The sequence below is a fragment of the Gordonia sp. N1V genome, from assembly GCF_029269935.1.
Classification (GTDB): Bacteria; Actinomycetota; Actinomycetes; order Mycobacteriales; family Mycobacteriaceae; genus Gordonia; species Gordonia polyisoprenivorans.
In genome coordinates this window covers 152,392-179,367 of record NZ_JARJDD010000001.1, presented here as the reverse complement: position 1 = coordinate 179,367, position 26,976 = coordinate 152,392, and the positions used below count along the sequence as shown (strand labels likewise).

The 26,976-nt window shown below is 68.0% G+C and carries 22 protein-coding genes; 17 read left to right on the top strand and 5 right to left on the bottom strand.

Translation table 11 applies throughout. The features are described from left to right. Nucleotides 1-38 precede the first annotated feature (38 nt). The 8 genes from murC (at nucleotide 39) to P3L18_RS00765 (ending at nucleotide 7,706) form a co-directional block, all read left to right on the top strand. Entirely contained in the window at nucleotides 39-1,673 is a 1,635-nt protein-coding gene (murC, locus tag P3L18_RS00800; RefSeq protein WP_079930105.1) for a UDP-N-acetylmuramate--L-alanine ligase, read from the top strand. Further along, a complete protein-coding gene (locus tag P3L18_RS00795) occupies nucleotides 1,673-2,371 on the top strand; it encodes an FtsQ-type POTRA domain-containing protein (RefSeq protein WP_006370501.1) in 699 nt (232 codons plus the stop codon). Before murC ends, P3L18_RS00795 begins: the two co-directional genes overlap by 1 nt. A 184-nt stretch (nucleotides 2,372-2,555) precedes the next feature. Further along, complete coding sequence (ftsZ, locus tag P3L18_RS00790; RefSeq protein ID WP_006370500.1) at nucleotides 2,556-3,725, top strand: cell division protein FtsZ; 1,170 nt, start codon at nucleotides 2,556-2,558, stop codon at nucleotides 3,723-3,725. A 2-nt stretch (nucleotides 3,726-3,727) separates the two neighbouring features. After that, complete coding sequence (gene pgeF / locus P3L18_RS00785) at nucleotides 3,728-4,495, top strand: peptidoglycan editing factor PgeF (protein WP_276112966.1); 768 nt, start codon at nucleotides 3,728-3,730, stop codon at nucleotides 4,493-4,495. Next, entirely contained in the window at nucleotides 4,492-5,223 is a 732-nt protein-coding gene (locus tag P3L18_RS00780) for a YggS family pyridoxal phosphate-dependent enzyme (protein WP_276112965.1), read from the top strand. The genes pgeF and P3L18_RS00780 overlap by 4 nt, the downstream gene beginning before the upstream one ends. 98 nt (nucleotides 5,224-5,321) lie before the next feature. Continuing rightward, on the top strand, nucleotides 5,322-6,095 hold the full coding sequence (gene sepF, locus P3L18_RS00775) for a cell division protein SepF (RefSeq protein ID WP_211545310.1): 774 nt from the start codon (nucleotides 5,322-5,324) through the stop codon (nucleotides 6,093-6,095). A 136-nt stretch (nucleotides 6,096-6,231) separates the two neighbouring features. Next, on the top strand, nucleotides 6,232-6,549 hold the full coding sequence (locus P3L18_RS00770) for a YggT family protein (protein WP_014360347.1): 318 nt from the start codon (nucleotides 6,232-6,234) through the stop codon (nucleotides 6,547-6,549). A 332-nt stretch (nucleotides 6,550-6,881) separates the two neighbouring features. Beyond that, a complete protein-coding gene (locus tag P3L18_RS00765; protein ID WP_006370495.1) occupies nucleotides 6,882-7,706 on the top strand; it encodes a DivIVA domain-containing protein in 825 nt (274 codons plus the stop codon). 66 nt (nucleotides 7,707-7,772) lie between these two features. Here the strand turns inward: P3L18_RS00765 and P3L18_RS00760 are convergent, their stop codons facing one another. Continuing rightward, entirely contained in the window at nucleotides 7,773-8,063 is a 291-nt protein-coding gene (locus P3L18_RS00760; RefSeq protein ID WP_276112964.1) for a hypothetical protein, read from the bottom strand. A 957-nt stretch (nucleotides 8,064-9,020) separates the two neighbouring features. Here P3L18_RS00760 and ileS point away from each other — a divergent pair. Beyond that, entirely contained in the window at nucleotides 9,021-12,290 is a 3,270-nt protein-coding gene (ileS, locus tag P3L18_RS00755) for an isoleucine--tRNA ligase (RefSeq protein WP_276112963.1), read from the top strand. Nucleotides 12,291-12,375: 85 nt separating this feature from the next. Here the strand turns inward: ileS and P3L18_RS00750 are convergent, their stop codons facing one another. Further along, on the bottom strand, nucleotides 12,376-12,813 hold the full coding sequence (locus P3L18_RS00750; RefSeq protein WP_006370492.1) for a MarR family transcriptional regulator: 438 nt from the start codon (nucleotides 12,811-12,813) through the stop codon (nucleotides 12,376-12,378). A gap of 268 nt (nucleotides 12,814-13,081) precedes the next feature. On the opposite strand from P3L18_RS00750, the gene P3L18_RS00745 reads away from it, so the two are divergent. Together P3L18_RS00745 and P3L18_RS00740 are read left to right on the top strand one after the other, a co-directional pair. Further along, entirely contained in the window at nucleotides 13,082-14,776 is a 1,695-nt protein-coding gene (locus P3L18_RS00745; RefSeq protein ID WP_276112962.1) for an MFS transporter, read from the top strand. Nucleotides 14,777-14,805: 29 nt separating this feature from the next. Beyond that, entirely contained in the window at nucleotides 14,806-15,750 is a 945-nt protein-coding gene (locus P3L18_RS00740) for an alpha/beta hydrolase fold domain-containing protein (RefSeq protein ID WP_020674397.1), read from the top strand. Here the strand turns inward: P3L18_RS00740 and P3L18_RS00735 are convergent. Continuing rightward, nucleotides 15,733-16,470 (bottom strand): TetR/AcrR family transcriptional regulator, encoded by a 738-nt coding sequence (locus P3L18_RS00735; RefSeq protein WP_276112961.1) that lies wholly within the window; start codon nucleotides 16,468-16,470, stop codon nucleotides 15,733-15,735. The genes P3L18_RS00740 and P3L18_RS00735 overlap by 18 nt on opposite strands. Before the next feature lie 76 nt (nucleotides 16,471-16,546). Between P3L18_RS00735 and P3L18_RS00730 the strand changes: the two genes are divergently transcribed. Both P3L18_RS00730 and P3L18_RS00725 read left to right on the top strand, forming a co-directional pair. Then, a complete protein-coding gene (locus P3L18_RS00730) occupies nucleotides 16,547-16,990 on the top strand; it encodes a hypothetical protein (protein ID WP_020170929.1) in 444 nt (147 codons plus the stop codon). A gap of 66 nt (nucleotides 16,991-17,056) precedes the next feature. Beyond that, nucleotides 17,057-18,598: a DNA polymerase IV gene (locus P3L18_RS00725; protein ID WP_276112960.1), complete on the top strand. Its 1,542-nt coding sequence runs from the start codon at nucleotides 17,057-17,059 to the stop codon at nucleotides 18,596-18,598. A 43-nt stretch (nucleotides 18,599-18,641) separates the two neighbouring features. Here P3L18_RS00725 and P3L18_RS00720 read toward each other — a convergent pair whose 3' ends face one another. Then, entirely contained in the window at nucleotides 18,642-19,631 is a 990-nt protein-coding gene (locus tag P3L18_RS00720; RefSeq protein ID WP_006370486.1) for an asparaginase, read from the bottom strand. A 194-nt stretch (nucleotides 19,632-19,825) separates the two neighbouring features. Between P3L18_RS00720 and P3L18_RS00715 the strand changes: the two genes are divergently transcribed. Next, the gene (locus P3L18_RS00715) at nucleotides 19,826-20,377 is read left to right on the top strand and encodes a hypothetical protein (RefSeq protein WP_006370485.1); all 552 of its coding nucleotides are present in this window, start codon (nucleotides 19,826-19,828) and stop codon (nucleotides 20,375-20,377) included. A gap of 139 nt (nucleotides 20,378-20,516) precedes the next feature. Here the strand turns inward: P3L18_RS00715 and P3L18_RS00710 are convergent, their stop codons facing one another. Beyond that, nucleotides 20,517-21,419, bottom strand: a complete 903-nt coding sequence (locus tag P3L18_RS00710) for a hypothetical protein (RefSeq protein ID WP_346348416.1) — start codon at nucleotides 21,417-21,419, stop codon at nucleotides 20,517-20,519. A 129-nt stretch (nucleotides 21,420-21,548) separates the two neighbouring features. On the opposite strand from P3L18_RS00710, the gene lspA reads away from it, so the two are divergent. The 3 genes from lspA (at nucleotide 21,549) to dnaE (ending at nucleotide 26,966) form a co-directional block, all read left to right on the top strand. Continuing rightward, nucleotides 21,549-22,310 (top strand): signal peptidase II, encoded by a 762-nt coding sequence (gene lspA, locus P3L18_RS00705; protein WP_276112958.1) that lies wholly within the window; start codon nucleotides 21,549-21,551, stop codon nucleotides 22,308-22,310. After that, complete coding sequence (locus P3L18_RS00700) at nucleotides 22,303-23,229, top strand: RluA family pseudouridine synthase (RefSeq protein WP_014360336.1); 927 nt, start codon at nucleotides 22,303-22,305, stop codon at nucleotides 23,227-23,229. Before lspA ends, P3L18_RS00700 begins: the two co-directional genes overlap by 8 nt. 188 nt (nucleotides 23,230-23,417) lie before the next feature. Then, nucleotides 23,418-26,966, top strand: coding sequence for a DNA polymerase III subunit alpha (dnaE, locus tag P3L18_RS00695; RefSeq protein ID WP_014360335.1), 3,549 nt, complete (start codon nucleotides 23,418-23,420; stop codon nucleotides 26,964-26,966). Nucleotides 26,967-26,976 lie beyond the last annotated feature (10 nt).

Sequence of the window (26,976 nt, the reverse complement as noted above, 5' to 3'; positions counted from 1 at the left end):
TGAGTTCTCGTGCGGGATCCGGCGATGGAGGTGAACCCATGACCGGCGACGTGTCGGGGTCGGCGGTCGGGGAGCTCCCCGACCACCTGCGCCGCGTCCACATGGTCGGTATCGGTGGCGCGGGCATGTCGGGTTTGGCGCGCATCCTGCTCGCGCGGGGCTCCCAGGTGTCGGGGTCGGACGCCAAGAGCAGTCGCGGCATCCTGGCGTTGCGCACACGTGGCGCCCTGATTCAGGTGGGGCACGATCCCTCGGCGCTGGACCAGATCCCCGGCGGTCCGTCGGTGGTGGTGACGACGCACGCGGCGATCCCCAAGACCAATCCGGAACTCGTTGCCGCGCGGTCGCGCCGGATCCCGATCCTGTTGCGTCCGCATGTGCTGGCGGAGTTGATGGTCGGGTACCGCTCGGTGCTGATCGCGGGCACGCACGGCAAGACCTCGACCACCTCGATGACCGTGGTGGCGCTGCAGCACTGTGGCCTCGATCCGTCGTTCGCGATCGGCGGTGAGCTCAACGAGTCGGGCACCAACGCCCATCACGGCAGCGGGTCGGTGTTCGTGGCCGAGGCCGATGAGAGTGACGGCTCGCTGCTCGAATACGTCCCGGACATCGTGGTGGTCACCAACATCGAGGTCGATCATCTCGACTTCTTCGGCACCGTGGAGCGCTATGTTGCGGTGTTCGACGAGTTCGTTGCGCGGATCAAGCCGGGTGGATCGTTGGTGGTGTGTCTCGACGATCCGGGCGCTTGCGCACTTGCGCGGCGCCACGCGGCGTCTCTGACGCAGCGTGGCGTGTCGGTGCTGGGTTATGGCGCGCCGGAGGTGGAGGTTCCCGACGGCGTGCGGGTGGTGGCGACGATGACGTCGTGGACGCCGACGGCGGCCGGCAGCGAGATCGGTGTGCGCTTCGGCGCGCCGGTCGTCGATCCCGGCGCGGCGGTGGACAGTTCCGCGGACCGCTCGGTGGCGTTGACGATCCCGGGAATCCACATGGCGCGCAACGCGATTGCCGCGATCGTCGCTGCCACCCGTGCGGGCGGTGATCTCTCGGCGGTGATCGCGGGGATCGAGGCGTTCGCCGGTGTGCGGCGGCGGTTCGAATTCAAGGGTCGCGTGAGCATCGACGACGGTGGTGTCGAGGGCGGTGGTGTCGACGACGACAGCGCCGGGCAAAGTTCGGCCGCTGGGGGAGTGGTCGAGGTCTTCGACGATTACGCCCATCATCCGACCGAGGTGACCGCGGTGCTGACGGCCGCGCGTGCCATGGTCGACGGCGACGACTCCGGTCGCCGACGCCGCGTCGTCGCGGTATTCCAACCCCACTTGTATTCGCGCACAGAGGAATTCGCTGACGAGTTTGCTGCTGCGCTCGACCTTGCCGATGCGGTGGTGGTCGCCGATGTGTACGGGGCGCGCGAGCAGCCGGTACCCGGTGTCAGTGGCCGGATGATCGTCGAGCGGATGACGCGAGCGGCGCACTTCGAGCCCGATTTGTCCGCACTGGCAACCACGGTGGCCGGGCTGGTGCGGCCGGGGGACGTGGTGCTGACCCTCGGTGCGGGCGATATCACCATGCAGGGCCCGGAAATCCTTGCCGCACTCGCGCATCGCGCGTCCGGTGGGGATCGTGGTACCGGCGCCGGGGGAACGGGCGGCGGTGAGCGCTGATGCGTGTGCTGCCGCAACGGCGTCGTCCGCGGATCGTTCTCGGCGTCGTCCTGACCGTCGTGGTGGTCGTGGGTCTGGTGCTCATCGCCTACCTGACGCCGCTGATGTCGGTGCGCAACACCGAGATCAGTGACAACCGGACCGTTCCGGGGGCGCAGATCCTCGATGCCGCCGCGGTGGCCCCCGGTACGCCGCTGCTGCAGGTCGACACCGAGGCGGTGGCCCGGCGGATCGCGGCCATCCCGTCGATCTCCTCGGCGCGGGTGCAGCGCAGTTATCCCTCGACCCTGCAGATCACCGTCATCGAACGGGTGCCGGTCGCGGTGGTCCCCGACGGCGACAAGGTGCACGTGCTCGACCGGTCCGGCGTGGGCTATCTGACTTACCCGAACTCTTCGATTCCGCCGGAGATCAAGAAACTCCCGGTGTTGCAGACCGCGACCCCCGGCCCGGCCGATCCGACGACGCGGGCTGCGCTCGGGGTGACCGCAGACCTGCCGCCGCAGTTGTCGGCGCTGGTGCTGCGGGTGATCGCGAATTCGCCGGTGGACATCGAATTCGCGTTGACCGGCAACCGCAAGGTCATCTGGGGTGACGACACCCGCAACGACGAGAAGGCGCGCACTCTCGGCTACCTCCTGAGCCAGAAGGCGACCGAGTACAACGTCTCGGCGCCGAATTTCCCCGCCTTTCGCTGAGGATTCGCTGTCGACGCCGTGCGAATCGGTGTCGGGGGACACGAGTTTGGCGACACGCCGGGCCACCTGCTGGCCCACCGGGGTGGTGATGCCTAGCGTCAATCCCAACATCACTACTTGACATAACTCTGAATCTATGGTTGAGGTTTAGGGTTTCGCGATCGACAAGAGGAAGGCGAGCGTCATGACGCCACCGCACAACTACCTGGCCGTGATCAAGGTCGTCGGCATCGGCGGCGGCGGCGTCAACGCCGTGAACCGCATGATCGAGCAGGGGCTCAAGGGGGTGGAGTTCATCGCCATCAACACCGATGCCCAAGCGCTGTTGATGAGCGACGCCGACGTCAAACTCGACGTGGGACGCGACTCGACCCGTGGGCTCGGCGCCGGTGCCGATCCAGAGGTCGGCCGGCGTGCGGCCGAGGACGCCCGCGACGAGATCGAGGAGCTCCTCAAGGGCGCCGACATGGTCTTCGTGACCGCGGGAGAGGGCGGCGGCACCGGCACCGGTGGTGCACCGGTGGTGGCCCAGATCGCCCGCAAGCTCGGTGCGCTGACCGTCGGCGTGGTGACCCGACCGTTCGCATTCGAGGGCAAGCGCCGCGGCGGCCAGGCCGAAGCCGGGATCACCGCGCTGCGCGAGTCGTGCGACACATTGATCGTCATCCCCAACGACCGTCTGCTGCAGCTCGGCGACGCCCAGGTGAGCCTGATGGACGCCTTCCGCAGCGCCGACGAGGTGCTCCTCAACGGCGTGCAGGGCATCACCGACCTGATCACCACCCCGGGCCTGATCAACGTCGACTTCGCCGACGTCAAGGGCGTCATGAGCGATGCCGGCAGCGCCCTGATGGGGATCGGCTCCTCGCGCGGCGAGGACCGTGCGAAGAAGGCCGCCGAGTCGGCGATCAACTCGCCGTTGCTCGAGGCGTCGATGGAAGGTGCGCGTGGTGTGCTCATCTCGATCGCCGGTGGCAGTGACCTCGGTCTGTTCGAGATCCACAACGCCGCGACCCAGGTCCAGGAGGCCGCCCACGAGGACGCGAACATCATCTTCGGCACGGTGATCGACGACAACCTCGGCGACGAGGTGCGGGTGACCGTGATCGCCGCCGGTTTCGACGGTGGCTCACCGCGCAAGCGTGCCGACGCCCCCGCCGCCGGAGCGGGCAAGGTCGGGGCCGCGCAGGCCGGCGACGTGTCCCGGCCGGCGAAGAACGACCCCCTGTTCGGCGAGATGCCGTCGGGGCAGGGCGATCCCTTCGCCTCGTCGTCGACACCGGAGCGGCCGCGTCGCAACAACGTGACCCTCGACGACGACGACGTCGATGTGCCCTCCTTCATGAAGCGATAGTCATGGGTGGGACCGGCGGACCGGCGACGGCAGCTCGGGTGCGTCGGGTGGTCACCACCCGCGCCGGCGGCAGCTCGCAGGCGCCCTACGACAGTTTCAATCTCGGCGATCACGTCGGTGACGACCCCGCAGCGGTCGCCGCCAATCGTTCGCGGCTGGCCCGCCAGATCGGGGTGGACGAATCCCGGGTGGTGTGGATGGAGCAGATCCACAGCCGCAACGTGACCGTGGTCTACGAGTCGACGTTCACCGCACCCGACGTCGAGAAGGTGGGCCCGTCGATCCGCGTGCCGGCCACCGACGCACTGGTCACCGCCCTGCCCGGGGTGGCGCTCGCGGTGCTCTCGGCCGATTGCGTGCCGGTGTTGCTCAGCGACGACGAGGCCGGTGTCATCGCCGGTGTCCACGCCGGTCGCGTCGGTGCCCGCATCGGCATCGTGCCGGCCACCCTGCGCGCGATGATCCGGCTCGGCGCGCGTCCCGAGCGCATCGGGGCCTTTCTCGGCCCGGCAGCCGGCGGTGAGCGCTACGAGGTGCCCGACGCGATGCAGCGCGACGTCGAGGAGCACCTGCCCGGCAGCGCCTGCCGGACCGCGAAGGGCACCGCTGGTCTGGATCTGCGGGCCGGTATCCGGCGGCAGTTGCTGGCCGTCGGGGTGAACTCGGTGGCCGTCGACCCGCGGTGCACCATCTCCGACACCGATCTGTTCAGTCACCGTCGCGGCGCACCGACGGGTCGGCTGGCCTCGGTCATCTGGATCGACCGGTGAGCGATCCGCGCACCGAGGAGCTCGCGCAGCGCCTGGCCACCGTGCGCGGGGAACTCGACGCGGCCGTCGCCCGCGCCGGTCGTGCGCCGGGTGACGTCGAGCTGCTGGTGGTGACCAAGTTCTTTCCGGCCGCCGATGTTGCGCGGCTGATCGAGCTGGGAGAGCGCGAGTTCGGCGAGTCCCGCGAACCCGAGGCCAGTCGCAAGATCGCCGAACTCGGTGAGCTCGTCGACAGCAGCGGAGCCGTCTTCGACATGATCGGCATCGTGCAGACCAAGAAGGCGAAAACCGTTGCGCGCTGGGCGCGTTCGGTGCATTCGGTCGATCGCGACAAGCTCGTCGACCAGTTGGCGACGGCGGCGCAGGCGGCGTTGCACGAGCAGCTGCGCACCGAACCGCTCGGGGTGTTCTGTCAGGTCAGTCTCGACGGTGATCCGACGCGGGGTGGCGTCATCGAGGCGGAGCTGCCCGAACTCGCACAGCGCGTGGTCGCCGCGCCGTCGCTGCGGCTGGCGGGCTTGATGGTCATCGCGCCGACGCACGGTGAGGTGCGGGAGTGGATGGCGACGACCGCGCGCATCCGCGAGGGATTCCTGCGGGAGCATCCGGATGCGACAGCGCTGTCGGCCGGCATGAGTGGCGACATGGCGATCGCCGTCGAATACGGCTCGACATGTGTGCGTGTCGGTACCGCGATCATGGGATCCCGGCCGATACTCTCTCAGTAATCACACAAGTCACACGAGAACCATCGAGAACAGCTCACACACCGGCAACAGCTGCAACACCCGCTCGTGAGCGTCGGATGACCAGAGAGGCCCAGCACATGACCACGATGCAGAAGTTCAAGGCATATTTCGGCATGGTGCCTCCGAGCGAGTACGAGGACGACTACCTCGACGAGCCCGGCCCCGGCCCGGTCCGGGCCGCCGCGCGAGAGCGCGCCTACCGCGACGACTACTACGGCGACTCGTCCTACCGGGAGGAGGCACTCGCCGACTCCGCCTACGGCGATTACCGCGACGCCGGCTACCGGGATCGGGAGGCCGGCTTGGCCGGACGCGATCGCGAGGTCTACGCCGAGGAGCGGCGGTACGCGGTGGGCGGTTACGAGGGATACGAGCCCGGCTACGCCGGCGCGGAGTACGCCTACGCGGGCGGTGGCGTCCGAGCGGCCACCGAAGTGTCGCCCGAGCGGGTGCGTGCCACCCGGCTCGAGCCGTTGCAGCGCTCTAGCGGTGCGACGTTGCGTGCGACCGGCGCCGGGCGGCCGGGCGGGGCCGACCGGGGTGACCTCGAGCGCGTCTTCGCCGACGGCCCGCTGCACAAGATCACCACCCTGCGTCCGTCCGATTACGGTGAGGCACGCACCATCGGTGAGCGCTTCCGTGATGGCAATCCGGTGATCATGGACCTGGTCAACATGACCAACGACGACGCCAAGCGACTCGTCGACTTCGCCGCCGGACTGGCGTTCGCATTGCGTGGCTCCTTCGACAAGGTGGCCACCAAGGTGTTCTTGCTCTCACCCGCCGACATCGACGTCTCGCCCGAGGACCGGCGCAAGATCGCCGAGACCGGGTTCTACAACCAGTCCTGACCGGTACGAATTGCCCGATATCGCGTCGCGATGCGATATTTCCGGCAATTCCCCCGAATTACCGTCCTCGCGCCCGCGGCGACGTGCCGGAACCCCGGTGCGGCCGCGGGCGCCTCACGTCAGGCACTCTTGAGAAGTGGCGATTGTGTTCGAAGTCATCTGGTACATCCTGTTCGTCTACTGGCTGCTGTTGCTGGCCCGGCTCGTCGTGGAGTTGGTGCGCACCTTCGCGCGGGAATGGCGACCGACGGGGATCGTCGTGGCGATCATCGAGATCACCTTCACGGTGACCGACCCACCGATCAAACTGTTCCGGCGGATCATCCCGCCGATTCCGCTCGGCCCGGTCCGCCTCGACCTGTCGCTGATGATCGTGCTGATCCTGGTGGTGATCGCGATGCAGGTGGTCGGGTCGTTCCGGATGGGGGCCGCGGCGTCGGCGCTCGGAATGTGACTCGTGATCTGACCTGGCACCGACTTCGGTCGAACGAGAAAGTCGGTCGCCGAACTGCCTGGGGACTTGGCCGGAGAGCGTATTGCTGATGTCATGGTTGAGCGACTGTTTGATTGCAGGACGACATCGATGTCCTACTACGAACGGTTCAGATGTGACAGGATAAGACGCCAGTTACAGATTTTGACTGGTATGAATGGTCAGTGACAGTCTGTAATGGGACACGTGACAGCGTGGAACTGCTCGGCTGACGCAGAACTGCTCGACTGACGCAGTACTACTGACACAAGGCTCGACCAAGACAAGCTCGAACGACATTGAGGGGAACCGACATGCGGCTGACACCAGCTGATGTGCACAACGTCGCGTTCAGCAAACCGCCTATCGGTAAACGCGGCTACAACGAAGACGAGGTGGACCAGTTCCTCGACTTTGTCGAAGCAGAACTCGCGCGTCTGATCGACGAGAACTCGGATCTGAAACAACGCGTCGAAGAACTCGAAGGCGAGCTCACCGAAGCGCGATCGGGTGCCGCTGCGGCACCTGCGCCGTCGGAGGACCACACCCAGGTCTTCGCGGTGTCCAGTCCCGAACCCCAGGCCGCGCCTGCTCCCGCTCCGGCGGCGGCACCGGCCGACGGCGACGCCCACGTCCGTGCGGCCAAGGTCCTCGCGCTTGCGCAGGAGACCGCCGACCGTTTGACCAGCACGTCGCGGCAGGAGGCCGACTCGTTGCTGGCCGACGCGCGGCAGCGGTCGGACTCGATGGTCGCCGAGGCGCAGAGCAAGTCCGAGGCCATGCTCGCCGATGCACGGCAGCGGTCGGAGGCCATCCTGGCCGACGCGCAGACCCGCTCGGAGGCGCAGCTGCGTCAGGCGCAGGAACGTGCCGACGCCCTGCAGAGTGATGCCGAGCGCAAGCACGCCGAGATCATGGGCACCATCAACCAGCAGCGTGGTGTGCTCGAGGGCCGGATCGAACAACTCAAGATCTACGAGCGTGAGTACCGTACGCGCCTCAAGACCTACCTGGAATCCCAGCTCGAGGAACTCCAACAGCGCGGTAGTGCGGCACCGGTCGAGAGCGGACGCCCGGCCGATCAGTCGTTCTCCACCGATCCCGGCAACGGTGGATTCAGCAGCTACTCGCAGAGCTGAACGGGACGACACTAGGTCGATGACGTGCTGACCCTGGCGCTGGCTGCCACGCTTGTCGGATTCGTCCTACTTGTCGTCGGCCTCATCACCGGCACCCTGTGGCTTGCGATCGCCTGCATCGTCGTCTGCCTCGTCGGGCTGATCTTTCTCGTCGCCGACATCGTCTGGAGTGGTCGGCGCGGTAAGCCCGATGATGAAGAGGCCGGTGGTGGCTTCGGGTTCGGCGCCGCGCAACACGTCGACGAAGATGGCGACGACGCCGACGATTCTCGGCACACGCCTCGGCGCCCCGAGGACGGGCGACCCGAGGACGGGCGACCCGAGGACAGTGGTCCGCAGTCGGAGTCCGCGCCGCACGAGGACTCCGATCAGCAGTCGACCGAGGATCGCCGTCGGGCGCTCTGGGAAGGCGTGATCTCGTCTCCCGACGCACCCGAGACCGCGGGGGGTCCGCGCGGGAGTGATCCGCGTCCGCCCGAGTCCGTGCCGACTCAAGCTGCTCCGCCCCCCACTCGCCCCGGCGCACCTGCAGCCGACCGGCCCACCGCGCCCTCGACCGCCGAGCGGGGATATGCCGACTATCTGCGGTCGGTCGGGGCCGCCGACGCGCGGCCGCGGCCACCGGTATCCAACCCCTCGGTAGCCAATCCTGCTGTGTCGAACCCCGCTGGCCCGAACCCAACTGGTCCGAACCCTGCTGGCCCGAATACGGGTTCCGATCCACGCGGCCGACAACGGCCGCCCGGCCCGCCCCAGACCGGCCGGTTCCGGCCCGGTCCGGCGCCGACTCCGCAGGGCTCTCGGGGGACGCACTCCGATCCCGGGTCCACGACGCAGTCGGGGGAATCGGAGCCCGTAGAGCGGCCGGAGAAGATCGATCCGCTGCATCCGGACTGGCGCCCGCCCCAGCAGTGATACCCCAGCAGTGACACCCCGGTAGCGACACCCGAGCAGTGACGGCCGGCTCGCCCGGCGTTGCTGCCACGCAGGGGACCGTCCGCCCAGGTGACCGGCTGCCGTGGTGACAGAAATCGATTTGGCCCGACCCGGTCCGGCACGGCTACACTGGTGTGCGCGTCGATCCGGCCATCACCGGGGAGCACCCGGAAGAACCGAACGTCCCCGTCGGGTCGTTCTCAGTAGAACCGGGCGGGTGGGCCCGTCACAGCCCGCGTCCCGTGACATCAGCACCACACATGCGCGGGACTCGAGAGGCATCGACCGTCGTCGATGCAAGCGGGGTGGTACCGCGCAACCGGAAACGGTTTGCGTCCCCGTGCCGAGGAGCATCGAGATGGCACGAGGAGACCAGCCGTGACCGACGTGGGTCAATCCCCGCACAACCCCCAGTCCGCCGAGACCGGTGCGTCGTCGCCTACCGACGACGGGAGCCGGATCTATCCGCGCGTCGACATGACCGGCGGCGAGCGTGGTGCGCCGTCCTTCCCCGACGTCGAGCGCACCGTGCTGCAGTATTGGGACGCCGACGACACCTTCCGTGCGTCTGTCGAGAAACGATCCCGGGCGGAAGAGTTCGTGTTCTACGACGGCCCGCCGTTCGCCAACGGTCTGCCGCACTACGGACATCTGCTCACCGGCTACGTCAAGGACGTCGTCCCGCGCTATCAGACCATGCGGGGCAAGAAGGTCGAACGCCGGTTCGGTTGGGACACACACGGTCTGCCCGCCGAATTGGAGGCCGAACGCCAGCTCGGGATCACCGACAAATCGGAGATCGAGAAGATGGGCATGGAGCGGTTCAACGACTTCTGCCGCGACTCGGTGCTGCGTTACACCGGTGAGTGGCGCGACTATGTGACCCGCCAGGCCCGTTGGGTCGACTTCGACAACGACTACAAGACCCTCGACATCGACTACATGGAGTCGGTGATGTGGGCGTTCAAACGCCTGTGGGACAAGGGCTTGATCTACCAGGGCTATCGGGTGCTGCCGTACAGCTGGTACGAGCAGACCCCGCTGAGCAACCAGGAGTCCAAGCTCGACGACGCCTACCGGATGCGACAGGATCCGGCGGTGACGGTGACCATGCCGCTCGTGGCTCCCGGTAGTCCACTCGACGGCGTGAACGCGTTGATCTGGACGACCACCCCGTGGACGTTGCCGAGCAACCTCGCGATCGCGGTGAATCCGAAGGTCACCTACGTCCACGTGCGCGCCGCCGACGGGCACGACTACCTGCTCGCCGAGGCGTTGCTGGGTGCGTATGCGGGCGAGCTCGGCGACACCACCGAACTCGGCCGGTACCCGGGCGCGGAGCTGGCCGACCTGCGCTACCTGCCGCCTTTCGATTTCTTTGTCGGACACCCGAATTCCCATCGGGTATTGCTCGGAGACTATGTCACCACCGACAGCGGCACCGGCATCGTGCACCTGGCTCCCGCGTTCGGTGAAGAGGACATGGAGCTGGCCACCGCCAACGGCATCGAGGTCGTACAGCCGCTCGATCCGGGGGGCCGGTTCACCTCGGCGGTGCCGACGTATGAGGGGCAGATGGTCTTCGACGCCAACCCGGCAATCATCAAGGACCTCAAGGCCGGTGGCGGTCACGTCCAGGCCGGGCCCGACGGGCGGAGCGGGCGCATCCTTCGGCACGAGACCATCGAGCACTCCTATCCGCATTCGTGGCGGTCGGGAAAGCCGTTGATCTACATGGCCGTTCCGTCGTGGTTCGTCGCGGTCACCCCGATCAAGGAGCGCATGCTCGAACTCAACAAGCAGATCACCTGGGCGCCCGACCACATCCGCGACGGCCAGTTCGGCAAGTGGCTCGAAGGTGCCCGTGACTGGAACATCAGCCGAAATCGGTTCTGGGGTGCGCCGATCCCGGTGTGGGTCTCCGACGACCCGGATCATCCACGCACCGATGTCTACGGATCGCTCGACGATCTCGAGCGCGACTTCGGGGTGCGTCCGGACAATCTGCACCGGCCCTACATCGACGAGCTGACCCGGCCCAATCCCGACGATCCCACCGGCGCGGCGACGATGCGTCGTGTGCCCGAGGTCTTCGACTGCTGGTTCGAGTCGGGTTCGATGCCGTTCGCGCAGGTGCACTACCCGTTCGAGAACGCCGACTGGTTCGACGGCGACGCCGACGCGAGCCTGGCGCCGCACAATCCGGGCGACTTCATCGTCGAGTACAACGGTCAGACCCGGGGCTGGTTCTACAACCTGCACGTGCTGGCCACCGCGCTCTTCGATCGTCCCGCATTCAAAAGTGTTGTCGCGCACGGAATCGTGCTCGGCGACGACGGGCAGAAGATGAGCAAGTCCAAGCGCAACTACCCCGACGTCAACGAGGTCTTCGACCGCGACGGCAGCGATGCGATGCGCTGGTTCCTGATGGCCTCGCCGGTGCTGCGGGGCGGTAACCTCGTCGTCACCGAGAAGGGCATCCGCGAGGGTGTGCGACAGGCGTTGCTGCCGTTGTGGAATGCCTACAGTTTCTTGGCGCTCTACGCCGAGAAGCCGGCGAGCTGGCGGACCGATTCGACCAACGTGCTCGACCGCTACATCCTGGCCAAGCTCGCGCTGACCCGGGACGAGATGACCACCGCGCTCGATGCCTACGACATCGCCGGCGCGTGTGATTCGTTGCGGCGCTTCGTCGAATCACTGACGAACTGGTATGTGCGCCGGTCCCGGGCCCGGTTCTGGGCCGGTCAGGACGCCGACGCCGATGCCTTCGACACCCTCTACACGGTGCTCGAGGTGGCCTCTCGCCTTGCCGCGCCGCTGTTGCCGATGGCCACCGAGGCGATCTGGCGTGGGCTCACCGGCGAGCGGTCGGTGCACCTGACCGACTGGCCCACCGCCGACGAGTTGCCCGCCGACACGGCGCTGGTGGCGGCGATGGACGAGGTGCAGGCGGTGTGCTCGACGGCGTCGAGTGTGCGCAAGGCCAACAAGTTGCGGGTGCGCCTGCCCCTGCCGGGGCTGACCGTGGCCTCGCCGACGGCCGGGCAACTCGAGCCGTTCACCGACCTGATCGCCGACGAGATGAACGTGAAGTCGGTGACACTGTCCACCGACGCCGATGCCTACGGCCGACAGGAACTCGCGGTGAACGCGCGGGCTGCGGGCCCACGGCTGGGCAAGGACGTGCAGCGGGTCATCAAGGCGGTCAAGGCCGGCGACTGGGCGGTGCGCACCACCGACGACGGCACCGAGGTGGTCAGTGCCGCCGGTATCGACCTCGAGCCCGGCGAGTACACGCGCCGGCTCGTCGCGCAGGAGCCCGAATCGACCGCCGAATTGCCCGGGGGCGCAGGGTTGGTCGTTCTCGACACCGCGGTCACTCCGGAGCTCGAGGCCGAGGGATGGGCCAAGGACCGGGTCCGCGAGCTCCAGGAGGCCCGGCGCTCGCTGGGTCTCGACGTCTCGGATCGGATCGAGGTGCGTCTGGTGGTGCCCGCCGAACGTCTGGACTGGGCCCGCACCCACGCCGACCTGATCGCCGGGGAGATCCTCGCGGTCGCCTTCGAGGTCGTACAGTCCGACACGCCGGGCGGCATCGAACTCGGCGACGGTGTGTCCGCCGACATCACCCGCGCCGCCACCTGAGCCGCGCTGCGCGGTACTCCCGATCGCCCGCATGCGTCACGCGTGCGGGCGATCGGCGTCTCGAGGGGAGATTCTGGGGGATATCTCAGTGGGCAGCCGACCCACCCAGCGCACGCCTGCTCGACTGCAGAGCCGACCGCAGTGCCTCGACCTCGGTCTCGTCGAGATCGGCGACCATCCGGGTCTCGATGGCCGTGATCGCCGGCTCCAGACGTTCGACGGTCTCGTGGCCGTGGTCGGTCAGGTACAGCCGCATCTGCCTGCGGCTGTGCGGGTCGGTCTCGCGTCGGACGAATTGCCGTTCCTCGAGCACCGCGGTGATCCGGGCCATCGTCTGCGGTCGCACGAACGAATTGCGGGCGAGTTCGGCCGACGTCAGCCCCGGCCGGCGCGCCAGCACGGTCAGGGCGGTGTATTGCACCGGTGTCAGTCCCTCGCCGCCGACCACCTCGTCCATCCGGGCGCGCACCGCCAACTCCAGCTGCTTGACGAGGTAGAGCAGGGTGGCGTTGCTGGTGGGCATAGGTGACTCTCTCGCGACGGTGACGATACGGGGCGGTGAGGGTGTAGGGCGGGCGGCGGACGTGAAGCGGTGGCGAACTCGACCTTGATTATGCAGAACCGCCGCGTCACCCCGCCGCAACCCCGGCAAGGTACCCGCCGTCGGAGAGGAGGTGGGCGCCACACTCTTGCGCGGACGTGATCAAACCGTCAGTATTGCTGTTATCAGCTTTGCTGATAGTTGGGCAGCGTCATCCACGCCGCCTCCTCGGCTCGGAAAGGTCCCGCCCATGACCCAGAGAACGCTCGTCACCGGACAGGTTGCCGACAGATACGTCCTCGACAGACGGACGCTGATCGCCGCGGCGGCGGCGATCGCCCTGGCGCAGGCTGCGTTGGCCATGCCCGCAGTGCTCAACGGGCTCTTCCAGGACGATCTCGGCACCAGTGCGTCACAGCTCACCTGGATCTCCGCGGCGTTCCTGGTCCCGGTCACCCTGTTCGAGCTCACCTTCGGGGTGCTGGGAGATCTGTTCGGCCGCAAGCGATTACTGATCATCGGCACCATCGTTCTGGGTATCGGTCAGCTGATCGGCTTCCTCACCCCGGGCGCCGACGTCGACACCTCGATCCGAGTGGCCGTGCTGCTCGTCGGCCAGGTGCTCACCGGTGTCGGCGCGGCCGCGATCATGCCCACCACCCTGGCGATGGTCGCGGCGGGCACGCACACGCCCCACGACCGCGCCCGCGCGATCTCGGTGTGGGCCGCGGCGCTGGCCACCGGCAGCTTCGTGTCCCCGGTGCTGGGCGGTTTCCTCGCCCGCTATCCCTTCGCGGGCACCGACACCGCGGGTTGGCGATGGGGTTTCCTGGCGGTGGCCGTGCTCGCGGTTCCGTGCCTGATCGTGACGCTCACGATGGCCACCACGTCCTCGGCTCCCACGGGGCGATCGTTGGACTGGCCGGGTCAGATCACCGTCGCGATCTCGCTGTTCGCCCTGCTCTACGCGGTGATCCAGGGGTCGACGACCGGCTACGGCGCCCCGGACATCATCGACGCATTCGTCCTCGCCGCACTGTCGGCCGTCGCGTTCATCATCGTCGAGCGTCGTGCACCGGCGCCGCTGTTACGTCTGGACCTGTTCGGCAACCGGGCGTTCAGCGTCGCGGCGATCGCCACCGTGCTGGGCAGTTTCGCGTTGCTCGGCACCGCCTACATCACCAGCATCAGATTGGCGGCCATCCAGGGGTTTTCGCCCTTGGTGACGTCGATCGCGTTCGTCATCCTCAACGGCATGACCCTGCTCACCGCACCGCTGGTCGCCCGCCTGCTGGTCCGCCACAACGCGCGATGGCTCATGGCGGGTGGTTTCGGTCTGATCGCGATCGGTGACCTCTGGGCCGCGTCGATCCCGGCGGCAACGATGTCGCTCGGCCTGATCCTGCCGCCGATCGCGGTCGTCGGGCTCGGCTTCGCGCTCGCGCTGCAGGCGGTCACCGCCGTGGCCGTCAACACCGTGCCCACGCACCTGGCCGGGATGGCCAGCGGCACCACGAGTCTGCTGCGCGACTTCGGCTTCACCCTCGGACCGTCGGTGATCGGGGCGATCGCACTGACCCAGGCCGCCAACGCCATCCAGGCGAAGCTCAACGCATCCGAAGATCTTCGCAATGCCTTGCAGGCCTTCGATTCGGCGCCCGCCCACGCGTCCGGCGCCACCCGCGAGTCCCTCGAAGCAGCCGTCGGCGCGGTCCACTCGGGCCCGCTGGGCGCCAACGGGGTTCCGGCGACGGTGATGGTCGACGGAAAGTCCATGCCGCTCAACCCTTTGCAGTCGGTTGCCTTCGATGCGCTCGATCATTCATACTCGATGGCCTTCGTGGTGTGTGCCGGCGCGGCCCTGCTCGCCACCCTCATCGTCGGCATCGGGTTCACCGGGGTCGATCCGCGGGGCCGCGTCAGCGGCGAACCCGAGACCGTATGACCAACCCACGACTTCTCCGGAGGCATCGAATGTCGGTGCTTGCCAACCCGACCGTGGCACGGGTCGTCGCGCGGGGAATGCAGTGGGGGATGGGTCGTGCGGCGCGGCGCACGACCACTCGGGCGCGGTCGCGATTCCCCGGGCACCGAGCCACCACCGAGCCGCTGCGGATACCGAGCACTCCGGGTCCGGTCACGGCAACGATCTATCGTCCGGCCCGCACCGACCGCACACCGCCGGTGTATGTGAACCTGCACGGTGGTGGATATGTCATGGGGGTGAGGGAGCAGGACGACCCGGTGTGTCGGCTGCTGGCGGTGGAGGCCGGCGTCGTGGTCGTCAACGTCGACTACGCTCTCGCCCCGCAGCATCGGTTTCCGCAACCGCCCGAGCAGATTCACGAGATCCTCGTCTGGATCGCCGAGCACGGCAGCGAGCACGGTTGGGACGGCACCCGGCTGGTCGTCGGCGGTCAGAGTGCCGGCGGCGCGCTCGCGGCGGCCGGGGCGCGGCTCGCACTCGAGCGCGGTGGCCCAGCGATCTCGTTGCAGGTCCTGCACTATCCGCCACTGGATCTGACGGTCCCCGCGGGCGCCAAGCATTCACCACTGGCTCGTCCGATGCTCCGACCGTGGATGGGTACGGTGTTCGACGCCGCCTACGTCCCCGACGTCACGCAGCGATCCGACCGGCTGGTCTCACCCGCCGGCGGCGCCGACGAGGCCGATCTCACCGGTATCGCACCCGCTCTGGTCATCGTGGCGCACAACGACATCCTGGCCGAGGAGGGACGGAGATACGCCCGGCGGCTCGAGGCCGCCGGGGCGTTGCGCGGGCTCCTCGAGGTCCCCGACGCCGATCACGGGTACGACGTCGACGACGACGTCAAGGCGCTCTCGTCGTACGGATGGATCGCCGAGCGGGTACGCGTCGCGACTGCCGTCGAGGCACCTCCGTCAGCGGAACACCGATGACAGGACCGCGTCGATCTGGGCGGTGAACAGGTGCTCGGGAACGGAGAACGTCTCCGAGCCGTATTGGCCGAACACCTCCAGCGAGGTGGCCCCGATCACCGCGGCCCACAGCAGGGTGCCGGTGACGAGGGCGGCATCGGGTAGGTCGTTGCCGAACTCGATGCGGATGGCGTCGAGATCGGCCGACAGCGCGGGGGAGACCTCGTAGTCCGGGGTGGCGAGGACGCCTGCGTCGTGTGCGGCTGCGAGTTCGGCGATGAGCCGTGCGATCACGCGGGTGCCGGGGGTGACGGTACGGTCGGCGGGCGCCGCATATCCGGGGACGGGGCTGCCGTAGAGGAGTGCCCAGCGCGCCGGGTCGTCGACGGCCCAGATCCGGATTGCCTTGGCAGCAGCCATGATCCGGCCGCGATGGTCCTCGGTGTCGATACGGTCGGTGGCGGCGTCGACCGACTCGGCGAGATGGGTGTACCCCTTTACGAGCAGCCGGGTGAGCAGTTCGTCGCGACTGGGGACGTAGCGGTAGACCGCCGAGGAGACCACGCCGAGTTCCCGCGCGATCGCGCGCAGAGACAGTCCCGCGGCGCCGTGGGTGCTCAGATGTTCTCGACCGAGCCGCAGGATCTCGGTCTCCATCGTCTGCCGGTTCTCGGCTCGGGTGCGGGGGGCGCGTGTCGTCGGTCCGGGCATGGCGACCATCATCGCACAATGCGAGAGCATTGCTCTTGTTTTTTGGATCGGGTGCGCGCATACTCGAAACGAGAGCGGTGCTCTCTTCGACGAAAGGTGGTCCCCGATGACCCATTACCTCCCGCCCACGACGACCGATTCCCGAATGAATGCCCTCGTCCGCTGGCTGACCGACCACGGCTTCTCACTCGCCGGCGCCCAGACCCTGACCGTGATCGGTCGCACCTCCGGTGCGCCGCAGAGGATTCCGGTCAATCCACTTGTCCTCGACGGCGTCGAGTACCTGGTGGCGGTGCGTGGCGCCACGCAATGGGTCCGCAATGCGCGCGTGGCGGGTTCGGGTGAACTGCGTCGTGGCCGGCGCTCGCGCCGGGTTGTGCTCGTCGAAGTGCCCGCGGCCGACCGGGCCGCGATCATCCGTCGCTACCTCGACAAGTGGGGGTGGGAGGTCGGGCGGTTCCTGCCGGAGGGACTCGGGGTCGACGCGACCGAGGCGCAGCTCGCGGAGCATGCCGAACAGATCCCGGTCTTCGCCGTCTCTGCCGCCTGACCGTCCGCTGCCAGGTGTGCCGACGCCGTGACGATCGGCGGGCGGGGCAGGACTTAGTCTGCAAGGGTGTCGGAGTCTGCAAGAGTCCCGGGGATCGCCGGTCGGGATGACGCCACCGAGCGCAGCGACCGCGGGGACACCGAGCGCAGCGAGCGGGATGGCACCGAGCGCAGCGAGCGGGATGGCACCGAGCGCAGCGAGCGGTGGGTGATGCATCTCGACATGGACGCCTTCTTCGCCTCCGTCGAACAGCTCACGCGCCCGACCCTGCGGGGCAGGCCGGTGCTGGTCGGCGGTATCGGTGGGCGGGGGGTGGTCGCGGGTGCGAGCTATGCGGCGCGGGCCTACGGTGCGTCGTCGGCGATGCCGATGCATCAGGCGCGCCGACTCGTCGGCGCGTCTGCTGTGGTGCTCCCGCCGCGCGGCGCCGTCTATCGGGTTGTCAGTGAGCGGATCTTCGCGCTCGTCCGCGAGACGGTGGGTGTGATCGAGATGTTGTCCTTCGACGAGGCGTTCGCCGAACCCGAGGTGCTCGTCGGATGCACCGCCGCGCAGGCACACGCGTTCGCCGACGATATCCGGCGGCGCATCCGCGACGAGGTGGGCCTGGCCGCGTCGGTGGGTTTCGGCTCGGGCAAGCAGATCGCCAAGATCGCTTCCGGGATGGCCAAACCCGATGGCGTGATGGTGATCTCGCCCAGCCGTGAACTGGCGTTCCTGCATGCGCTACCGGTCCGAAAACTGTGGGGGATCGGACCGGTGTCCGGGGATCGTCTGTCCCGGTTGGGTATCGACACGATCGGCGACCTCGCGGCCCTGTCGGAGGTCGAGGTCGCCTCGGTGCTCGGTTCCACCATCGGTCCGGCGCTGCACCGGCTCGCTCAGGGCATCGACGATCGGCCGGTCACCGAACGTGCTGCGGCCAAACAGATCTCGGCCGAATCCACCTTCGCCGCCGACATCGTGTCCATGGCGGGACTGCGGCCGGCGATCGATCGGTCGGCCGCCGACGCGCACCGTCGGCTCGTCGCCGACGGGCGTGGTGCCCGCACCGTCGTGCTCAAACTCAAACGTGCCGACATGTCGGTACTCACCCGCAGTTTCACGCTGCCCGCGGCCACCAGCGATCTCGACTCACTCACCGCGGTGGCCCGGCGCCTGGCCCTCGATCCCGAGTCGATTGGACCGATTCGCCTTGTCGGAGTGGGCTATTCCGGTCTCAGTGACACCGAGCAGTATGCGTTGTTCGACGACGTCGCGGCCCCGGCCGGGCAGGTGCCCGGCATGTCCACGCGCACCACGGAGTCCGCGCCCGGTGCCGACGGCATCGAGAACAGTGACGGCGGTGACGGCATCGAGGACGGTGGCGGCACGGGGGCGGGCGGCGGTGCAGCGAACGCAGCGCCGCGCAACGAGTGGGCGACCGGCAACGATGTGACCCACCGCGACCACGGGCACGGTTGGGTGCAGGGTGCCGGGCACGGTGTGGTCACCGTGCGGTTCGAAACCAGGACCACCGGGCCCGGTCCGGCGCGTACCTTCGCCGCCGACGATCCCGATCTGCGCCGTGCGGACCCGATCGACAGTCTGGACTGGTCGAGCGGGTGAGCGCACGGGCTCCCGGCGCGCAATCGCCCAGTCGCCCAGGCGCTCAGTCGTCCCGCGGCTCGGATGCGGAGAAGAAGTCGGCGACCTCGTCGGCGTCGCAGCCGGTGGTGAGCAGCGCCTGCAGGGCCACGCGTGCCTGAGGTGCGCGCAGCCATCTCGAGACGATCGCCCCGGCACGCTCGAGATCCACCGCGCCACCCCCGCCGCCGTAGGTGGCAACCACCGGGCCGTAGGGCACCCGGGTGGTGACGACCACGACCACCCCGCGCTGCCGCGCCAGGCTGACCTCGGCGGTGATGTCGGGATGGGTGTTGCCCGAACCGGTCCCGGCGAGCACGATGCCCGCGGCGTTCTGCGACACCGATGCGGCGATGAGTCCCGGTGAGACACCCGGATACAAGGTGTAGGCGTCGACGCGGACCGGACGGCCTCCCGGCAGTGGACCGGTCAGCAATGGTCGTGGCAACGAATCGTGCACGGAATCGAAGACATCGAGATCGACCGTGGAGGCCTTGAACGCCCCGCGCGCCGCGGTGATCCGACCGCCGAGGACGATCTGCACCCCGAGCGAGCGCGAGTCCGGATCGGCGGCATGCGCCAACGCCGACGCGATGTTGGCCGGGCCGTCGGCGTGCGGGTCGTCGGCCGGGCGTTGCGCGCCGGTGAAGACCACCGGGCGGGGATCGGCGGCGACGAGGTCGGCGAGGAAGGCGGTCTCCTCCATCGTGTCGGTGCCATGGGTCACCACCACCCCGTCGATGTCGGGGTCGGCGAGCGCGTCGGCGATCGCGGCGACCACGCGGAACTGTTCGGTCGGTGTCATCGCCGAACTGTCCACCGACATCAGATCGACCGGAACGATCTGTGGTTCGAACGTTCCCTCGATGAGCGCCCCGTGCGCGGCCGACTCATCAGCGGTGGCCAGCAGGTCGTCGGCGGAGAGCACCGGCACCGCACCGTCGGTTCCGGTGCGGGCCGCGACGGTGCCGCCGGTGGTGATCAGGGCGATGCGTGCGTGCGGCGTGGGTGCCATGGATCACAGGTTGCGGGAACCCGCCGACGGCGTCAACCGTTGTGGTCGTGGTGTCCGGCACGCCGGTGCCGTGCGACGGTTTGGCATAGTGGTGTCACCGTTGACCCATCCGGACAGGGTGGGAGCAACCGCGACAAGTCGTAAGGATGACCGCGCCGGTGAGGGCGGGGTCGCACAGACAGTGAGGGAGATCGTTGAAGTTTCCGAAGTTCGTGGGTGCCGTCATGATCACGGCCGCGGTGACCGTCAGCGTTGCAGCGTGTAGCAGCGACGACAGTGCCGACGACATCCCCACCGTCGCCCAGACCACCACCAGCAGCGCCGCCTCGACCGCCGGCGGCGGGACGAACGTCACCGATGCGAGCAATCCGCCGTCGGTGGCGACCCTGAACCAGATGCTGCAGACCGCGCTCGACCCGAACGTGCCGAATGCGCAGAAGACGCAGCTGGTGCAGAACTCGCAGAAGGACCCGGCCGTCTTCGACAAGCTGGTGCAGGCGCGCAAGGAGAACCCGGACGTCACGTATCAGATCCGCGGTCCGGTGACCACCGATGGACCCAACCGGGCGAGTGTTCGGGTGCAGGTCAAACTGCCCGACCAGCAGCCGCAGGACATCGACGCGCAGATCGTCTACGACGGTGGGCGTTGGAAGCTGGCCAGCAGCTTCGTCTGCCCGCTGATCACCACCAATGGTGTGACCAGCGCGATGTGCCCGACGTCGTCGAGCACGCGTCCGTCGAGCTGATCGCGCACTTGATCAACGAGCGCAGGGCCCCGACTCCTCGAGTCGGGGCCCTGCGGCGTTTCTGCGGTGGCGGCGATTCCGATGAGCTCGGGGCTCGGGGCTCGGGGCTCGGGGCGATGGAGGTGTACGGCCCGACAGGTCACTTCCAGTTCACGCTGAACCCGATGCGTTGCAGTAGCGGCTGGTCGGGGTCGGCGCCGACGAGTTCACGGGCACCGCTGTAGTCGGCATGCCCGCCGACGGGTAATCCCCGGGTCAGGTCGACGATGATCTCCCCGGACCCGGAATAGGAATACCGTGCGATCGTCAGGGTGGTGTTGCCGCCGGGGATGGTGAACACCGAGTTGATCGGTGACTCCTCGGCGGTGAAGGAGATGGTCAGGCGATTTCCGTCCCACGCGCTCAGCCGCGCCTCGATGGTCTGCGTCACCGTGGCGGCGCCGACGACGGTGCGTTCGCTACGCCACGTCGCGCCGACGCCGATCGGGTCGGTGGGTAGCACGATCGAATCCTGCAGGGTCTGCACCAGCGACTGTTCGAGCGCACGACGTGCGGGCGCCGACGACGCGTCGGTCGGCCGCAGACGTAGCGACATCGGGCTCAGCGCCGGCCCGAAGGCGATCCCGGCGACGCTGCCCTTCGCCTTCGCGAGCTGGTCGGTCAGTTCGGGCTGCGTGGAGGTCGGTGTTCCGAGGACGAGGTGCAGTTCGGAGGTCGCCGTGCAGCCGAACCGGGCGGTCAGCGGGGTGGTGACCTCCTGGGTGGTCTGCGCGGTGGTGGAGACCTCGCTCGAGGTGGTCGACAGCGTCACCTGCTGTGCCGAACCGACGTCGGGTGCGGGTGTGGCGACTCGGGTGGGAGCCGCGCCGGGGGAGGTGAGCGTGACGGTCGCGGACGGGATCGGGATCGGCGTGGCCTGGGTCAGGCCCATACCGGGGTCGGCGGCACACGGCCCGGACGGGGTCGGTGGTTGCGACGACGCTGCGGTATCGGTGCCGGAGCCACACGCGCTCACCGCCAGCGCGCCGGTGAGGATGGTCACCCAAACCGCGGCGGCCGGTCTGCGTGGCAGGCGGCGCCTGCGCCGGATCGGGCGTGCGGCGATCCTGGACGAAGCGGGCGTGGGGGACACGGCAGTCAGCGTATTGCACGCGTCAGGGATGATGGACGGGTGGACGACTCAGCGACCAACGGCACCACCTCGGGTGCCGACGAGCAGATGACGACCGCGACGACGGCCCCCCGCACGCATCGCGGCGCGAAGGTACTCGCCGTTCTGGCCGCCATCGCCGGTACCGTCGTCGCTCTCGACGTCATCACCAAAACCCTTGTGGTGGCCCTGATCACACCGGGCGAGCCGGTGCGGATCATCGGCGACACCGTGACCCTGCGTCTGGTGCGCAACAGTGGCGCGGCGTTCTCGATGGCGACCGGTTACACCTGGGTTCTCACGTTGATCGCCCTGGCGGTCGTGGCGGTCATCATCCGCTATGCCGGCCGCCTCCGATCGGGCTGGTGGATTCTCGGACTGGGCCTGGTTCTCGGTGGGGCACTGGGCAATCTGATCGACCGGATCTTCCGGGCGCCGGGCCCGCTGCGCGGGCATGTCGTCGACTTCGTGTCGGTGGGCTGGTGGCCGGTGTTCAACGTCGCGGACTCGGCGGTCGTGTGCGGGGCGGTGCTGCTGGTGATCCTGTCGCTGCTCGGATACGACCACGACGGCACCCGCTCGGGCTGGGCGGCCCGCAACGACCCGGACCCCGACGACCAGCCGGCGGAGGGCGATCACCGGGACACCGGCGCCGGCAGTGACACCGAGACCAACAAGAACACCGAGACCAACAAGAACACCGAGACCAACACGGACACCGAGACCAACACGGACACCGAGACCAACACGGACACCGAGACCGGGAGGAACGCCGATGCGTGAGTCGCGGGCGATGCCCATTCCCGACGGCCTCGACGGGATGCGGGCCGATGCCGGGGTGGCGCGGCTCCTGGGCCTGTCGCGCACGGTCGTGGGCCGTCTCGCCGACGACGGCGAGGTCACCGTCGACGGCGTCGCGGTCGGCAAGTCCCACAAACTGGTCGCCGGCGGTTGGCTCGATGTGCTGCTGCCCGCGCCGACCGAGCCGCTGCGGGTCGAGCCCACGCCGGTGGAAGACCTCTCGGTCGTCTATCACGACTCCGACATCATCGTCGTCGACAAACCGGTCGGGGTCGCCGCACATCCCTCGGTCGGTTGGAGCGGGCCGACCGTCGTCGGTGCGCTCGCCGCCGCGGGCTATCGGATCTCCACCTCGGGTGCCTCCGAGCGGCAGGGCATCGTGTCCCGGCTCGACGTCGGCACCTCCGGACTGATGGTGGTCGCGGTGTCCGAGCGTGCGTATTCGCTGCTCAAGCGCGCCTTCCGGGACCGCGAGGTCGACAAGGGGTATCACGCGCTGGTGCAGGGACACCTCGATCCGCCCGAGGGAACCATCGACGCCCCGATCGGCCGCCATCGCGGCAACGACTGGAAGTTCGCGGTCACCGCGGGCGGCAAGCCGAGCATCACCCACTACGACACCCTCGAGATGTTCGCGGCGGCGTCGCTGCTCGACATCCATCTCGAGACCGGCCGCACCCATCAGATCCGGGTGCACTTCTCGGCCCTGCACCATCCGTGTTGTGGTGATCTCACCTATGGGGCCGACCCGGTGCTCGCCGCGCGTCTGGGTCTCGACCGCCAGTGGCTGCACGCGCGGTCGCTGGGGTTCGCCCATCCCGCCGACGGTCGCCATGTCGAATACACCAGCCCGTATCCGAAGGATCTGCAGCACGCGCTCGACGTGCTGCGCGACGGCTGAGAGTCGCCCGGACCGGCGAGGCGATTCGACACGCCGGTGCGTGACACACCGACGCCGACACACCGCGTGCGGCGCCTCACCTGCCACAGCTTTCCCGCAGCGGCGCGCCCGGGCGTGGCTGTCGGTCGCAGCGCCTAGAGTTGGTGACGCCCTATCCCAAAGACTCGCACCAGAGGTGAGAAGCGTCCGTGGCAGACTCGTTTGTTCACCTGCACAACCACACCGAGTACTCGATGCTCGACGGCGCGGCCAAGGTGTCGCCGCTGTTCGCCGAGGCCAAGCGCCTGGGGATGACCGCGATCGGTATGACCGACCACGGCAACATGTTCGGTGCCAGCGAGTTCTACAACACCGCTGTGAAAAACGACATCACGCCCATCATCGGCATCGAGGCCTACATCGCCCCGGAGTCGCGCTTCAACACCAAACGTGTGCTGTGGGGTACCCGCGACCAGAAGGACGACGACGTCTCCGGCTCGGGCGCCTACACCCACATGACGATGGTCGCCGAGAACGCCACGGGTCTGCGCAACCTGTTCAAGCTCTCGTCGTTGGCGTCGATCGAGGGACAGCTGGGCAAGTGGGCGCGGATGGACGCCGAGATCATCGCCGCGCACGCCGAGGGGATCATCGCCACCACCGGCTGCCCGTCGGGCGAGGTGCAGACGCGGCTGCGGCTCGGTCACGAACGTGAAGCTCTCGAGGCGGCCGCGAAGTGGCAGGAGATCTTCGGCAAGGAGAACTTCTACCTCGAGCTGATGGAACACGGCCTGGAGATCGAGCGCCGGGTCCGCGACGGACTGCTCGAGATCGGTCGCAAACTCGGCATCAAACCCATCGTCACCAACGACTGCCATTACGTCACCAAGGAGCACGCTGCCGCGCACGAGGCGCTGCTGTGCGTGCAGACCGGCAAGACCCTCTCCGATCCCACCCGTTTCAAGTTCGACGGTGACGGCTACTACCTGAAGTCGGCCGAGGAGATGCGGGCGCAGTGGGATTCGGTCGTGCCCGGTGCCTGCGACAACACCCTGGAGATCGGCGAGCGGGTGCAGAGCTACGCCGACGTCTTCACCCACCGCGACCGGATGCCGGTCTTCCCGGTGCCCGAGGGCGATTCCCAGGAGACCTGGCTGCGCAAGGAGGTCGCCAAGGGCCTCAAGGAACGTCGCTTCCCCGACTCCGAGGTGCCCGCGGAGTACCAGGAGCGTGCGAACTACGAACTCGACGTCATCATCCAGATGGGATTCCCGGCCTACTTCCTGGTGGTCGGCGACCTCATCCGGCACGCGCAGGAGGTCGGCATCCGCGTCGGCCCGGGCCGCGGGTCGGCGGCCGGTTCGCTGGTCGCGTGGGCGCTGGGCATCACCAACATCGACCCGATCCCGCACGGACTGCTCTTCGAGCGATTCCTCAACCCCGAACGTGTGTCGATGCCCGATATCGACATCGACTTCGACGATCGCCGCCGCGGTGAGATGGTGCGCTACGCCACCGAACGGTGGGGCAGCGACAAGGTCGCCCAGGTCATCACCTTCGGCACGATCAAAACCAAGGCCGCGATCAAGGACTCGGCCAGGGTCCAGTTCGGCCAGCCCGGCTTCGCGATCGCCGACCGCATCACCAAGGCCCTGCCGCCGCCCATCATGGCCAAGGACATCCCGGTCTGGGGGATCACCAACCCCGAGCACGAGCGGTTCGGCGAGGCCACCGAGGTGCGCACGCTCATCGAGACCGACCCCGACGTCAAGAAGATCTACGACACCGCCCTCGGCCTCGAGGGCCTGATCCGCAATGCCGGCGTCCACGCCTGCGCGGTGATCATGTCCTCGGAGCCGCTCACCGACGCCATCCCGGTGTGGAAGCGCGCCCAGGACGGCGCGATCATCACCGGCTGGGACTATCCCTCGTGCGAGGCGATCGGCCTGCTGAAGATGGACTTCCTGGGACTGCGCAACCTCACCGTCATCGGTGACGCCCTGGAGAACATCAAGCTCAACCGCGGGATCGACCTCGACCTCGACACGCTGCCGCTCGAGGACCCGAAGACCTACGAGCTCCTCGCCCGTGGCGACACGCTCGGCGTGTTCCAGCTCGACGGCGCGGCCATGCGCGAACTGCTGAAGATGATGCAGCCCACCGGTTTCGAGGACATCGTCGCCGTCCTCGCGCTGTATCGCCCGGGCCCGATGGGTGTCAACGCGCACACCGACTACGCCAAGCGCAAGAACGGTTTGCAGCAGATCCGGCCGATTCACCCCGAACTCGAGGAACCGCTCAAGGAGATCCTCTCCGAGACCTATGGCCTGATCGTCTACCAAGAGCAGATCATGCAGATCGCGCAGAAGGTCGCCGGCTACTCGCTCGGACAAGCAGACCTGCTGCGACGCGCGATGGGCAAGAAGAAGAAGGAAATCCTCGACGAGGCCTACGACGGCTTCGCCGAGGGCATGCGCAACAACGGGTTCTCGCAGGCGGCGATCACCGCCCTCTGGGACACGGTGTTGCCGTTCGCCGGGTATGCGTTCAACAAATCGCACGCCGCGGGCTACGGCCTGGTCTCCTTCTGGACCGCCTACCTCAAGGCCAACTATCCCGCCGAGTATATGGCCGGTCTGCTCACCTCGGTCGGTGACGACAAGGACAAGGCCGCGATCTACCTGGCCGATTGCCGCAAGCTCGGCATCACCGTGTTGCCGCCCGACGTCAACGAGTCGCAGCGCAACTTCGCCGCCGTCGGCACCGACATCCGCTTCGGTCTGGCCGCGATCCGCAACGTCGGGTCCGGGGTCGTCGGCTCGATCCTCGAGGCCCGGGAGTCGAAGGGGAAGTTCGCGAACTTCTCCGACTACCTCAACAAGATCGACGTCACCGCCTGCAACAAGAAGGTCACCGAGTCGCTGATCAAGGCCGGCGCCTTCGACTCGCTCGGCCATCCGCGCAAGGGTCTGTTCCTGATCCACACCGAGGCGGTCGAATCGGTGATCGGCACCAAGAAGGCCGAGGCGATCGGGCAGTTCGATCTGTTCGGCGGTGGCGACGAGTCGGCCGACGACAGTCTCGCCGAGGTGTTCGCGGTGCCCGTCCCCGACCAGGAGTGGGACACCAAACACAAGCTCACCCTCGAGCGAGAGATGTTGGGGCTCTACGTATCCGGGCATCCGTTGGCCGGCGTCGAGCACGCCATCGCCGCGCAGACCGACACCTCGATCACCCAACTGCTCGAGGGCAATGTGTCCGACGGTGCGCAGATCACGATCGGCGGCATCATCTCCACGGTCACCCGCCGGGTGAACAAGAAGGGCGAACCGTGGGCCGCGATCACCCTCGAGGACATGGTCGGTGGCGTGGAGGTCTACTTCTTCCCACGTTCGTTCCTGGCGTACGGCATGGACATCGCCCCGGACAACATCGTGCTCATCAAGGCTCGCGTGACCCTGCGCGACGACGACAAAATGATGATCAGCGCCAATGACCTCGCCGTCCCCGACCTCGACGTGGCGGGCACGACCAAGCCGGTCGCCCTGACGTTGCCGAGCCGACTGTGCACGCCGGATCGGGTCGCCGCACTCAAGCAGGTGTTGACCCGCCATCCCGGGACCGCCGACGTTCACGTCACCCTCGTCTCCGACGACCGCTCGACGCTGCTGTGCCTGACCGAATCGTTGCGGGTGACCCCGAGTTCGGCGCTCATGGGTGACCTCAAAGCGTTGCTCGGTCCGAGCTGCCTGGGCTGAGCTGCCCGGG